At 41.2% G+C, this 12,333-nt stretch carries 12 protein-coding genes; 7 read left to right on the forward strand and 5 right to left on the reverse strand.

Going from position 1 to position 12,333, the window contains the following annotated elements:
- Positions 1-21 precede the first annotated feature (21 nt).
- The gene (locus ACLCDV_RS15375) at positions 22-615 is read right to left on the reverse strand and encodes a redoxin domain-containing protein (protein ID WP_411971561.1); all 594 of its coding nucleotides are present in this window, start codon (positions 613-615) and stop codon (positions 22-24) included.
- Between the two features lie 14 nt (positions 616-629).
- The gene (locus ACLCDV_RS15380; RefSeq protein WP_411971562.1) at positions 630-1,373 is read right to left on the reverse strand and encodes an RluA family pseudouridine synthase; all 744 of its coding nucleotides are present in this window, start codon (positions 1,371-1,373) and stop codon (positions 630-632) included.
- Positions 1,374-1,456: 83 nt separating this feature from the next.
- On the opposite strand from ACLCDV_RS15380, the gene panB reads away from it, so the two are divergent.
- The 6 genes from panB (at position 1,457) to ACLCDV_RS15410 (ending at position 8,765) form a co-directional block, all read left to right on the forward strand.
- Positions 1,457-2,272 (forward strand): 3-methyl-2-oxobutanoate hydroxymethyltransferase, encoded by an 816-nt coding sequence (panB, locus tag ACLCDV_RS15385; RefSeq protein WP_411971563.1) that lies wholly within the window; start codon positions 1,457-1,459, stop codon positions 2,270-2,272.
- Positions 2,273-2,281: 9 nt separating this feature from the next.
- Positions 2,282-2,884, forward strand: a complete 603-nt coding sequence (locus ACLCDV_RS15390) for a hypothetical protein (protein WP_411971564.1) — start codon at positions 2,282-2,284, stop codon at positions 2,882-2,884.
- Positions 2,885-2,967: 83 nt separating this feature from the next.
- Positions 2,968-3,120, forward strand: coding sequence for a 30S ribosomal protein THX (locus ACLCDV_RS15395; RefSeq protein WP_333574879.1), 153 nt, complete (start codon positions 2,968-2,970; stop codon positions 3,118-3,120).
- Positions 3,121-3,304: 184 nt separating this feature from the next.
- On the forward strand, positions 3,305-4,366 hold the full coding sequence (locus ACLCDV_RS15400) for an efflux RND transporter periplasmic adaptor subunit (RefSeq protein ID WP_411971565.1): 1,062 nt from the start codon (positions 3,305-3,307) through the stop codon (positions 4,364-4,366).
- A 6-nt stretch (positions 4,367-4,372) separates the two neighbouring features.
- Positions 4,373-7,456, forward strand: coding sequence for an efflux RND transporter permease subunit (locus ACLCDV_RS15405; protein WP_317666036.1), 3,084 nt, complete (start codon positions 4,373-4,375; stop codon positions 7,454-7,456).
- Between the two features lie 7 nt (positions 7,457-7,463).
- Entirely contained in the window at positions 7,464-8,765 is a 1,302-nt protein-coding gene (locus tag ACLCDV_RS15410; RefSeq protein ID WP_411971566.1) for a TolC family protein, read from the forward strand.
- A gap of 119 nt (positions 8,766-8,884) precedes the next feature.
- Here the strand turns inward: ACLCDV_RS15410 and ACLCDV_RS15415 are convergent, their stop codons facing one another.
- The gene (locus tag ACLCDV_RS15415) at positions 8,885-9,151 is read right to left on the reverse strand and encodes a hypothetical protein (protein ID WP_317666033.1); all 267 of its coding nucleotides are present in this window, start codon (positions 9,149-9,151) and stop codon (positions 8,885-8,887) included.
- A gap of 322 nt (positions 9,152-9,473) precedes the next feature.
- On the opposite strand from ACLCDV_RS15415, the gene ACLCDV_RS15420 reads away from it, so the two are divergent.
- The gene (locus ACLCDV_RS15420) at positions 9,474-10,199 is read left to right on the forward strand and encodes an acyl-[acyl-carrier-protein] thioesterase (protein ID WP_411971567.1); all 726 of its coding nucleotides are present in this window, start codon (positions 9,474-9,476) and stop codon (positions 10,197-10,199) included.
- A 45-nt stretch (positions 10,200-10,244) separates the two neighbouring features.
- Here ACLCDV_RS15420 and ACLCDV_RS15425 read toward each other — a convergent pair whose 3' ends face one another.
- Together ACLCDV_RS15425 and ACLCDV_RS15430 are read right to left on the reverse strand one after the other, a co-directional pair.
- A complete protein-coding gene (locus ACLCDV_RS15425; RefSeq protein ID WP_411971568.1) occupies positions 10,245-10,874 on the reverse strand; it encodes a gluconate 2-dehydrogenase subunit 3 family protein in 630 nt (209 codons plus the stop codon).
- A gap of 19 nt (positions 10,875-10,893) precedes the next feature.
- Positions 10,894-12,327 (reverse strand): Gfo/Idh/MocA family protein, encoded by a 1,434-nt coding sequence (locus ACLCDV_RS15430; RefSeq protein WP_070561135.1) that lies wholly within the window; start codon positions 12,325-12,327, stop codon positions 10,894-10,896.
- Positions 12,328-12,333: the final 6 nt, after the last annotated feature.

Below are 12,333 nucleotides of genomic sequence, written 5' to 3' on the forward strand. Positions count from 1 at the left end.
TATAATTAGAGATCTTAAAAATTATTTATTGATTAAATCTTGAATAAATTTACCTACATCAGGGCTTGAATAATCCGCCATACCTTCATGCCGTGTTGCTACATCACCCGCTTTGTCCAATATCACCGTTGAAGGAATTGAACCCGAGAGCCATTCTTTTGGAATATCACTGTTTGGGAAACTAATCGGCAAGGTCAGCTGCTGTTCCTTCATAAAAGCCTCGGCCTTTGCTTTGCTGCCTTCTATCTCCACAATCAAAAACACTATATTTGGATTATCTTTATAGCGATCATAGAGTACATTGATCGAAGGCATTTCTGCGCGACAAGGTGCGCACCACGTTGCCCAAAAATTAATAAAAACCACTTTTCCCTTCAGATCTGCCACCTTGACTGTTTCTCCCAGCGAATTGACAAAGGAGACATGATTGAATGCATCCTCAGGAGACACTCTATCGGAATCTTTAGAAGCTGAATTAAACTCCAGTTTAGGTTTGAAAAAACCCATTTTCATTAAAAATTGCTGAAAATAACTTCTACTTGTTGGCCAGATCAAAAAACCGATGAGCAGTACAAATACAACGTTTCCGATTATCTTTTTTGTCTTCGGACTCATAGGCAATCCCGCTATTAAGAATCAAACTTATCCAACAGTTTCAACAAAGTCGCAAAATCCTTTGGATAAGGTGCCTCAAAAGCCATTTTAACTCCGTTCAATTCAAACTCAACATGTTTTGAATGTAACGCAAAACGCTTCATAATGGGCTGTTCCTCTTCATCTTTGGATAATGTATATCCTCTTTTCTTAATTTGGGACAAATACACCGGTTTACCGCGATACATAGCATCCCCCACAATAGCGGCATGTTGTGTCGCTAGGTGAATACGGATTTGGTGCATACGCCCAGTAATAGGTTTACATTCCACTAATGTATAATTCTTGTAGTATTTGATCGAATTGAAGATGGTCTCTGCTGGTTTGCCATTTGCGCGATCAATAGATACATTTTTATTGCCTTGGTTCAAGATGGGCAAATCGACAAGCAAATCCTGAAAAGTATGTGTACCGCCTATGATTGCATGATAAATCTTATTGACTTTTCTCTTTTCAAATGCAATGGAAATTGTACGGTATGTTTCTGGATTTTTTGCAATTAATAAAATACCCGAGGTCTCTTTATCCAGGCGGTGGCACACCTGTGCATCAGGATGATATTTCTTCGCCAAGCGAAGAATATTGACCTCCCCACCCTCACGTTCATCTAAAGAAGCGACAAACGGCGGTTTATTGATAACAATCAAATTTTCATCCTCATGGATGATTAATTCTGAAAATTTGGGGAATTTAAATAGACGAGTCTCATTTTGTATCATTCTGCAAAAATACAAAACACAAGGCAGAATATTGGTCAATGTATGATAAAAAGCTTACTTTTGAACACACAATATAAGTTAAGATGTCTGTAAACAAAGAAATGAAACGAGTAAGCACAGCAATGCTGCAAGCCATGAAAGAACGTCAGGAAAAGATTTCTATGCTTACAAGCTATGATTACTCCATGGCCAAAATGGTAGATCAAGCTGGTGTTGACGTTATTTTGATTGGAGATTCCGCTGCCAACGTATTTGCTGGCTACGAAACTACCTTGCCTATCACCCTTGATAATATGATCTACCATGCCGCTGCCGTTGCTAGGGGTACCGAGCGTGCCATGGTATTAGCAGATTTGCCATTTGGATCTTATCAAGGGTCGGCTAATGAGGCTTACAATGCAGCTGTACGCATGATGAAAGAATCGGGTGCACACGCATTGAAACTAGAGGGAGGACTTGAAATCATCGAAAACATCAAAAAAATCATTGCTGGAGGAATCCCTGTATGTGGACACCTGGGCTTGACTCCCCAATCCATCAATAAATTTGGAAATTTTGGTGTGCGGGCAAAAGAAGAACAGGAAGCCGCTAAATTGATAGAAGATGCACTCGCTTTGCAGGAGGCGGGCTGTTTTGCAATTGTTCTGGAAAAGATACCAGCAAAATTAGCTAAAACAGTAACCGAAAAATTGGTGATTCCAACTGTTGGTATTGGGGCCGGGCCGGATTGCGATGGACAAGTCCTTGTGATTAACGATATGCTTGGTATGAATACCGATTTCAAACCAAAATTTATGCGTCACTTCGCTAACCTGCACGAACAAATAACCACGGCAGTAGCTAACTATGTGGCCGAAGTAAAAGCAGTACAATATCCGAACGAAGACGAACAATACTAGAAGAAAAATATGCGGTTTTTGATCATTGGGCTTATTGTTCTTATTGCTTATCTGATGATACGCAAAAAATTCAGTCTATTTGGGTTTACCGAGGATATGTCCAGAAATTTAAAATCAGGGTTTCAGTTGATTGAAGCTTCAACGCCAGTCATCCAGGCAAATCTAAAGAAGAGTGTTTCCAATGCCGTAATGGGTATTATCCTTATTTTGATCACCGTATTGTTGTTCATGAAAATAAAAATTGTCTTGTTCCTGCTTCCGATTGCTTTTTTCCTGCTGGGCTATCTCTTTCTGTTCAACAACCACTTTAGTAAGCTCAAAAGCCAACAAATATGGTACAATGCAAAAACCAATGCGGTTTTTATTGAGCAGCTTAAAGGAGAAAATTATACTTTTAACATTTTTATGGACATAGAAGCCGTTCAGAAAATCGAATCAATTCAAACGACCAAAGGTTTACTATACGGCTACTACCGTATCAAGTTAAAGAACAAAATATTGGAAATCCCCTATTTAGTCGCTGAAAACAAGCCCGTCAACAATTTATTTTTCGACACGATTGACCAAAACTTCAACGTAACTATTCAAAAGCGTATTTTTCCAATCATTTAGTAATGAAGAGGTTGGACATCCCAAAAGAAAGTGTTATATTTAGGTATTCAATATAATTTGTTAAAACCAAAATATTTTACGCTATGGGAAAAGGTGACATCAAGACCAGAAGAGGAAAAATATCAAATGGCTCTTTTGGAAAAAGAAGACCACATCTATCGAAATCAGACATTAAGCCAAAAGTAAAAAATGAGGCTTCAACAGAAGTGGCACAAAAAACAAAATCAAAAAAATAGTTAACAATAAAGCTGGAAAATTATTTCTGGCTTTTTTTATTTCCAATCGTTCCAATTACCCCCATTTCGATGTCCATTTGCAGCTTTTGTCGTATTGTAAAATCCTTTTGACAACTGATATTGGCATAATATTAAACCTATATTTACCCGTTAAATGTAAAAAGTACATAAGAGACTATACCGTATGAATAAAAAATCGATCATTTACCTTCTTTTGGCTTGTGCTGTGTTTGGAGGTGGATACTTTCTGATAACTGCTAAAAAAGACAAAAATGAAGCTGATAAGCCCAATGGGAAGAAAGATATGCCAGTCCCCGCACAGGCTATCATTGCCAAATCTTCCGTCGCCGATCGATCCATTAATCTCTCGGGAAGCATTGACGCAGAAGAGCAGGTTGAAATCAGAAGTGAAGTAAGTGGTCGAATCACCAAAATCTATTTCTCCGAAGGGCAGCGCATCAAACAGGGCGAACCCTTGATCAAGATTGATGATATTGAACTTCAGGCACAATTAAGACAAGCACAAACAACAAACCAGCTGAATGCCGAAAATGAACGTCGGGCCAAACTGCTGCTGCAAAAAGGAGCAATCAGTCAGGAGGAGTTTGATATAGCCAGTGCAGCTTTAAAAACCTCCTTAGCACAGATCCAGTTGATTCAGGCACAAATATCCAAAACAACCATCCGCGCCCCTTTTAGTGGCATGATTGGACTTCGGAATATTTCCGTAGGTGCCATTGTCTCATCCAGTACCCTGATTACAAATTTAGTGAAGGACAATCTTGTCAAAATTACTTTTGCAGTTCCTGAAAAATACAGCAATATTGTTAAAATAAACATGCCCATTGAGTTCAGCGTTGCCAACGACCCAACCGTCATAAAAGCAAACATTTACGCCGTTGAACCGCAAGTATCACTTAACACCAGAACACTCACCGTCCGCGCCAGAGCAACGAACGATCAGGGCAAATTGAAAGTCGGATCCTTTGTCAATGTGATTGTGCCGATTGAAGTGGAAAACGATGCGATATCCATTCCAACAGAAGCCATTGTTCCCGTACAGGACGGGAAAAAGGTCTTTGTATTACAGCATGGCCTTGCCAAGGAAGTGAAGGTTGAAACAGGTGCGCGTACCGACAAAGACATCGTCATTCTCTCTGGCATCAGTGCCGGTGACACCGTTTTAACCACGGGCGTTCTGTCTTTAAAAGATGGAGCAAAAGTTAAGGTATCATTAGCTAACTAGTTGTACATGAATTTATCTGCAGTTTTTATTAAACGCCCTGTTTTAACTATTGTCGTCAATATTACCATCATATTATTTGGCTATATTGGTTTTAGTTTTCTGGGCGTACGCGAATACCCCTCTATTGACCCAGCGATTGTTTCCGTCAGAACAAACTATGCCGGTGCCAATCCAGATATCATTGAATCTCAGATTACCGAGCCGCTAGAAAAGGCCATAAACTCGATCGATGGTATCCGCAACATCTCTTCTTCGAGCAATCAGGGATCCAGTAATATCACCATTGAGTTTGATTTAAAAAAGAACCTTGAGGAAGCCGCAAATGATGTCCGGGATAAAGTATCCCAAGCCGTGCGAAGCCTGCCACAGGATATTGATGCCCCGCCGGTGGTATCCAAAGCCGATGCGGACTCCGATCCGATTATTACATTGACACTGCAAAGTGAGACGCGCGATAAACTTTCGCTGAGCGACTACGCCGAAAATGTGATTTCCGAAAGGTTGCAAACCATCCCCGGTGTTAGCAGCACACAGATCTATGGTCAAAAACGCTATGCCATGCGTCTGTGGCTCAACCCCGACCGTATGGCCGCCTATGGTATCACCGCTTCGGATATTCGTACGGCATTGAATAATCAAAACGTTGAATTGCCTTCTGGAAAGATTGTCGGCAACACCACTGAGCTTACCGTAAAAACAGTAGGAAATCTTTCCACACCCGAGCAATTCAATGATATCATTCTAAAAGCCGACAGCAGCCGCATCGTTAAATTCATCGACATTGGCCGGGCAGAAATAGATGCTGAAAATCTCGAAACAAAAATGGTCAGTAATGGTAAACAGCTGGTCGGTATTGCCATTATTCCGCAACCGGGAACAAATTACCTCGATATTGCCAACAATTTCTATAAAATGCTCGATCAGATCAAAGAAGATTTGCCCCAGGATATTATACTCAACATCGCTTCTGATAATACGACATTCATTAAAAAATCTGTTGAGGAAGTTGCCGAGACGCTCCTGATTTCGATCATTCTGGTCACCTTGATTATCTATTTTTTCTTCCGCGACTGGGGCATAGCCCTACGACCTCTTCTGGATATTCCCGTGTCTTTGATCGCAACATTCTTTATTATGTATATTTTTGGATTTTCCATCAATGTACTGACGCTACTCGCTATTGTACTCGCGACGGGGCTTGTCGTCGACGACGGTATTGTTGTTACCGAAAATATCTTCAAGAAAGTTGAAGAGGGAATGTCCCCTATTGAGGCTGCTCTGAAAGGATCTAAAGAAATATTCTTTGCCGTTATCTCCATTTCAATTACACTTGCAGCCGTATTCTTACCCGTTATATTTCTTCAGGGATTCGTTGGACGGCTATTCCGGGAGTTTGGTGTCGTCATCGCTTCGGCTGTATTGGTTTCCGCATTTGTTTCCCTTACCCTCACACCGATGCTCAATGCCTATCTAATCAAAGGCGGTGGACATAAGAAGACGAAATTTTACGATTGGACAGAACCCATGTTCGTCAAAATGAATAAAGGTTATGCCAATGCGCTAGAAAAATTCATGAAATTCAAATGGATAAGCTTTCCAATTCTGATCTTGTGTTTTGTGATTATTGGCATCCTTTTCTCCTCCATTAAAAAAGAAACGGCGCCCTATGACGACAGAAGCAGCATTTCTGTCAATGTGACGGGCCCTGAAGGTGCCACTTATGAATACATGGACCGATACATGCAGGAATTGGACAAATTGGTCTACGATTCCATTCCTGAGAACAAAATCAGTTTAAACATTACTTCTCCGGGTTTCGGCGCAAGCTCAGTCAACTCCGGACGTATACGGATGACACTGGTAGATCCCAGTGAACGTAAAAAGTCTCAGGATGATATTGCAAAAGAACTGACCAAATGGACAAAAAAATACGATGGTGTCCGCGTCAATGTTTCGCAAACGCCAACGATATCCATGAATCGCAGAGGTGGATTACCTGTTCAGTACATTATCCAGGCACAAAATTTTGAAAAACTTCAGGAAAAGATACCCGAATTTATGAATGAGGTCAATAGCGATCCGGCATTCTCCACAACGGACATCAACTTGAAGTTCAACAAACCCGAACTGCATGTCGAAATTGATCGTCTGAAAGCCCTCAGTCTGGGCGTTTCCGTACTTGACGTTTCGCAGTCCCTCCAATTATTACTAAGCGGTCAGCGTTTCGCTTATTTTATGCGTGATGGAAAACAATATCAGGTCATAGGCCAGGTTGAAAACGACCGTAGAGCCACACCTACGGACCTTGCGTCAATTTACGTGCGTAATAACCTCGGACAGCTTATTCAGTTAGACAACGTTGTGAGCGTTAAGGAAGAAAGCAGCCCTCCTCAACTCTACCACAATAACCGTTACATGTCGGCTACAGTTTCAGCCGGTTTGGCGCCAGGCATGAGTATGAGCGACGGAATCGCAGCAATGGATCGCATAAAAGAAAAGGTACTCGATCAGAGTTTCACCACCGACCTCAGCGGCGAATCACGTGACTTCGTTGAAAGTAGTTCCAATACACTATTTGCCTTTGGCCTTGCTTTGTTGCTAATCTACCTGATCTTAGCAGCTCAATTTGAAAGCTTCCTCGACCCATTTATCATCATCCTTACAGTACCCATGGCCGTTGCCGGAGCACTGATAAGTCTATGGTTATTTGATCAAACCTGGAATATATTCAGCCAAATTGGAACCATTATGCTTATCGGTCTCGTGACCAAAAACGGTATCTTGATTGTTGAGTTTGCCAACCAGATGCGCGAAGAGGGAATGGAAAAATTTGAGGCCATTATGCACTCTGCCGAATCACGCCTCAGACCGATCTTAATGACAAGTCTAGCCATTGCCTTGGGTGCATTACCGATTGCCATGTCACTTGGAGCTGCTTCAACGAGTAGAATTGGTATGGGGGTTGTAATCGTTGGTGGTACAATATTCTCCCTTATCCTAACCTTGTTCATTATTCCGGCGATCTATTACATGTGGTCAAGACAAAAAAAGCATAGACCTGAATTTGATAACATTAAAAGCTACGAATAATAAAGACATGAAGAGAAATTTCATCCTACTAATATTCCTTTACTCCATCATGTTTCAAGCTCGTGCACAAGAGATACTGACCTTGGAAGATGCGCTAAAAACAACGTTGAGCAATAACTTCAATATTCTTTTGGCTAAAAATGACAACAATATTGATATAGAAAATACCAGCCTAGGAAGCGCTGGTATGCTGCCAGCAGTAACAGGATCGTTCAACAGAAGCAACTCCATCCAGAACTCAAGACAGGTCAGAGCAGACGGTCAAGTACAGCAGATTTCCAATGCAAAAAACGATAACATGTCTTATGGAGTCAACCTAAACTGGACGATATTCGATGGATTGGGCATGTTCGCCCGTCGCGATCGCTTCAAAGAAATACAACGTCAAGGGGAAGCGGAGATTAAATATCAAGTGATTACCCAGCTCAGCGAAGTCATGGCAACCTACTACAATCTGGTGCAGCAAAAGCGTCTGTTAAATGCCCTGGATACAACCATCACCTTATCGAGATACCGTGTCACGCTTGCCGAAAATCGCCTGGAGATCGGAAAAGGCTCCAAGCTTGACCTTCTGAATGCAAAAGTCGATTTAAATACCGATCAGACAAACCTGCTCAGACAGCAGGAAAGCTTCAAAAATACCAAGACTTACCTCAATCAGCTGATGACGCGCGACTTGAGCCTGGATTTTCAAATTGAAGACGAAATGAAACTTGATACGGATCTTAAACTTGGTAATCTGATCGAAATTGCCGATCGACAAAATCCGCAGATTCAGCTTGCCATCATCAACAATCGGGTGGCCGAGCTCAACTTAAAAGCAGTTAAGGCCGAACGTTATCCCAAAATTGGCTTAAATAGTGGGTACAACTGGAATGAATCCCACTCCTCCCTCGGTTTCTCGACAGAAAACAAAAATAGAGGTCTTACCTACGGCGTATCGGCTTCCCTTAATATTTTCAATGGATTTCTGCAAAATAGAAACGAACGGATTGCCAAATTTCAGATTAAAGGCTCAGAGCTGCAGATACAGCAACAAAAACAAGATATCCAGGCTCAGGTCAGAACCCTATTCCAAACCTACATCACCAATATGGAGCTGGCGAATGTAGAACGGAAAAATGAGGAACTGGCAAAAGAAAATTTAAACATCACGATGGATAAATTCCGTATCGGTACCATCACAACCTTAGAAGTAAGAACAGCGCAGTTAAACTACATCAATGTAATGACACGTAGCTATACAGCACAATATGATGCGAAGGTATCTGAGATACGCTTAAAAGAGTTAACAGGCGAAACGTATTAGAAATTTCTTTTTGCAAGAGGTCCTCTTAGAAAGGAACACGATCTGATGCGCTTCTTAACAGCATCTATCATTAAAAGCGAAAGGCTCCTTAACTAAATGAGGAGCCTTTCTTTGTCTATTTAATAGTCAATCGCTATAATAGATTTTAGTGGTATTAAAACGCCACTTTTAATCTGAATATATCTATCGGTTAACGACCATACAGTGGTCTCGATACGCTTTGGTCCGGAATCTGTTTGAAAGGCAATTTCAGTCTTGGATTTAAACTCATTTCCCAACCGAAGTGCCCCTTTCAATTTATCCATAAAAGTCATCGTCTTATCTTCACTCGCCGGGATAAATTTAAATTGAGGAATTTCCTCTTTAGCTATTAGTTCTCCAACCATAATACTAGCATTTAATGTGTAAATAATTGTTTTGCGCTATACTACTCATAACGCTTTAAAGCCAATCTTATTTTATCTCTTTCTGCCATTGGCTTATTTAAATCTACCTATTCCCATGATAATAATCAATTAAATTATTGGAAACTATCATTTATTTTACAATAAAAAAACGATTGTACTTTAGACACACTGTCATGCCTGGAAGGCCGCCAGCAAGTCCGACAGGCATTTATAACGAGATATCTAAATATAGTGTCATTTCATTTTGAATTTAAAGCCCAAATCATTCATATTGCCTATTTTTGTTCAAAATAATATGTAAATGGAAAAATCTGTTTTTGAAAAAGAGTGGGAAATTTATTTCACGCAATGCTATTCAAACGGCCGCATTCGTTTCTCCGATTTATCCAATATCCTGCAGCTTACCGCGGGAGAACATGCCAATGCCGTCGGATTCGGTTTTAAAGAAATGGCCAAACATAACCAAACCTGGGTACTTAGCCGCATCCGCATAGAGATTGCACGGTTGCCCAAATGGATGGACCATGTCAAGGTAAAAACTTGGGTTCAGGAATTAGCGGGCGCACGCTCAACACGGAATTTCGAAATTACAGTGAATGGACAGATCTATGTTACCGCAACCAGTTATTGGGCTGTCATCAACACCGTGAAAAGGAGCTCTGAAGCGCTTGCAATTTCGACCGAAGATTTTACCACCTATCCTGATCGCCCGGCAACACAACAGCCATTTTCAAAATTGGATATTTCCCAGACCGTCAAAAATATTGATGAATATAGCGTCAGGCTTTCCGACCTGGATATTGTCAATCACGCCAACAATGTAAAATACCTGGACTGGTGTATGGACAGATTGCCCATTGAGCTTGTATTGACTAATCAGATTAAATCTTTAGAGATGAATTATCTGCGTGAGTTACGCTATAATGATACCGTTGAAATTAACGGTGATGCAACAAATCAGGGTTACTTTATGACGGTTACAAAACAACAACGAATCCACTTTGCTTTGGCAATAGAAACAAAATAAAAGGGAGGCTTTGGGCCTCCCTTTTATTTTGTATAGAACATCATGTTATGCAAATGCCTTATCGCCTTTTTTGTAAGGAAGGTTACCATCAAATCTTCCTGGGATCTTCACAAAACGCAAAGCTTTGGTACAACCCAGCTCTGAGTTAAAGAAACCAGTCAATGTCAACTGTTTGAACATCGTGAACCAATGTGGTGGATCGTTCTCAACATAATTGTACAATTGATTTTGTTTCTCCTTGTTCTTCTCGATGATATCTTTCTGATCTTCAGCTTGCTTTTTATTAAACTCGTTTGCTTCTTTATCCAAAGCAGCGGCAACAGCTGTTCTGTCTTCAGCAGAAAGCTCCAGGAATGGTTTTCCTTTTACCTCTTTTGCTTTATCATCCAAGCTCCCCAGACCAGTTAAAAATGCTCTTTGTTGCTTCTCCGTATAACAATCGCGAACCATGACCGGAATAAAACTTCCTACCCCTGCTTCTTTCGCACCCGGAGTTGCGGTAGCTGGTAAAATTGCTTCAGCCAAGTCACCTAATAAATCGGTTGTCTTCGCTTCAAACAAGGCTTGTACATCTTTTGTTGCTGAGCGTGTACAACCTTCCAAAAATAAATTAGCGCCGATAACGGTACCTCCTAAAATTAAGGCAACTCGTTGTAATGCTTCTCTTCTATTCATACTACTAAATATCTTAATTTTAGAAATTATATTTCATTTCCCAACCTTGTCTGTAATTACGTTTTACATACTGATTAACGTTATCAAAGTTTGTGACACGCATATTATCGTTATCCCACAACAACTTTAAGTTACGTCCAGGGTATTTGCCATCAATACGTAAATCAGCACCTCTGATCGCTAGGTTAGCCATTAATAAAGCTTCTGTCAACGGACCTGCTATTTCAAAAGGTGAACTCACTTCTTTCTTGCCGTATCCAGCTTGACAAGCTTCAACCCATTGTGCGTAGTGTCCGCCTTCTTGTCCCGGTACACGGGCATATTTCTGAGCCACTTGCTCTTTTCTTGACGTTGGCAATAAACGCGCATTCTGACCGTAGGTATCAGCAAGGATTTTCCCTTTTGTACCAACAAGTAAGATACCGTTACCACCGTCACCAAAAATTTCGTTTGGACCTAATTCATCCGGACGAGCAGGCTGAATACCACCATCCATCCAATGTAAAGTCACCGGACCATTTGTACGCGGAGTTTTAGGGAAAGTTAATGTCGCATGGCTCGATGGAGGGCAACTTTCAGGGAAATATCCGCGTTTGAACTCATCCACATACACCGATCCTACAGTCGCCTGTACATCTTGTACATAAGTCAATCCTAAAGTACTGAAAGGAACTTCCAACAAGTGACAGCCCATATCGCCCAATGCACCTGTACCGTAATCCCACCATCCACGCCAGTTGAAAGGCACCAATTTATCGACATATTCTTTATAAGGCGCTGTACCTAACCAAAGATCCCAATCCAATTCTTTTGGAACTTCAGCCTTGCCTGTAGGCCATGCAATACCTGAAGGCCATACCGGACGATCTGTCCAACAATATACCGTATGTACATCACCGATCAGACCTGCTTCGTACCATTCACGTACAAAACGTGGTCCATCATTTGATGCACCTTGATTTCCCATTTGGGTAACAACCTTATATTTCTTAGCTGCATGCGTCAATGCTCTCGCTTCCCATACATCGTGAGTCAACGGTTTTTGAACGTACACGTGTTTACCCAATTGCATAGCTGCAAGCGCTTGAATCGCATGTTGATGATCTGGAGTTGATACAGAAACGGCTTCTATACGTTTGTGCTCCTTATCCAACATCTCACGGTAGTCTTTGTAATATTTTGCTTTCGGGTAACGTTTCAACGCACCGGCAGCGCGACGATCGTCCACATCACACAAGAAAGCTAAATCTGCTTTTCCTGAATCATGAAATGCGTTGATGTCACTAAAACCTTTACCCCCTACACCAATACCTGCTACTTGTAATTTGTCACTTGGAGCTGTAAAGCCATTTCCGCCCAATACATGGCGAGGGACGATCATAAAAGCCGCAGCAGCTGTTGCCGCGCTCTTTATAAAACCTCTTCTACTCGTCTTATTTGAGTTATTTTCCATTGTTAT

This window comes from Sphingobacterium sp. Lzh-3 (assembly GCF_046764375.1).
GTDB lineage: Bacteria > Bacteroidota > Bacteroidia > Sphingobacteriales > Sphingobacteriaceae > Sphingobacterium.

What these genes read in the sequence shown, in the direction of transcription:
- ACLCDV_RS15375 (WP_411971561.1), bottom strand. Translation starts at nt 615, where the DNA reads ATGAGTCCGAAGACAAAAAAGATAATCGGAAACGTTGTATTTGTACTG.
- ACLCDV_RS15380 (WP_411971562.1), bottom strand. Translation starts at nt 1,373, where the DNA reads ATGATACAAAATGAGACTCGTCTATTTAAATTCCCCAAATTTTCAGAA.
- panB (WP_411971563.1), top strand. Translation starts at nt 1,457, where the DNA reads ATGTCTGTAAACAAAGAAATGAAACGAGTAAGCACAGCAATGCTGCAA.
- ACLCDV_RS15390 (WP_411971564.1), top strand. Translation starts at nt 2,282, where the DNA reads ATGCGGTTTTTGATCATTGGGCTTATTGTTCTTATTGCTTATCTGATG.
- ACLCDV_RS15395 (WP_333574879.1), top strand. Translation starts at nt 2,968, where the DNA reads ATGGGAAAAGGTGACATCAAGACCAGAAGAGGAAAAATATCAAATGGC.
- ACLCDV_RS15400 (WP_411971565.1), top strand. Translation starts at nt 3,305, where the DNA reads ATGAATAAAAAATCGATCATTTACCTTCTTTTGGCTTGTGCTGTGTTT.
- ACLCDV_RS15405 (WP_317666036.1), top strand. Translation starts at nt 4,373, where the DNA reads ATGAATTTATCTGCAGTTTTTATTAAACGCCCTGTTTTAACTATTGTC.
- ACLCDV_RS15410 (WP_411971566.1), top strand. Translation starts at nt 7,464, where the DNA reads ATGAAGAGAAATTTCATCCTACTAATATTCCTTTACTCCATCATGTTT.
- ACLCDV_RS15415 (WP_317666033.1), bottom strand. Translation starts at nt 9,151, where the DNA reads ATGGTTGGAGAACTAATAGCTAAAGAGGAAATTCCTCAATTTAAATTT.
- ACLCDV_RS15420 (WP_411971567.1), top strand. Translation starts at nt 9,474, where the DNA reads ATGGAAAAATCTGTTTTTGAAAAAGAGTGGGAAATTTATTTCACGCAA.
- ACLCDV_RS15425 (WP_411971568.1), bottom strand. Translation starts at nt 10,874, where the DNA reads ATGAATAGAAGAGAAGCATTACAACGAGTTGCCTTAATTTTAGGAGGT.
- ACLCDV_RS15430 (WP_070561135.1), bottom strand. Translation starts at nt 12,327, where the DNA reads ATGGAAAATAACTCAAATAAGACGAGTAGAAGAGGTTTTATAAAGAGC.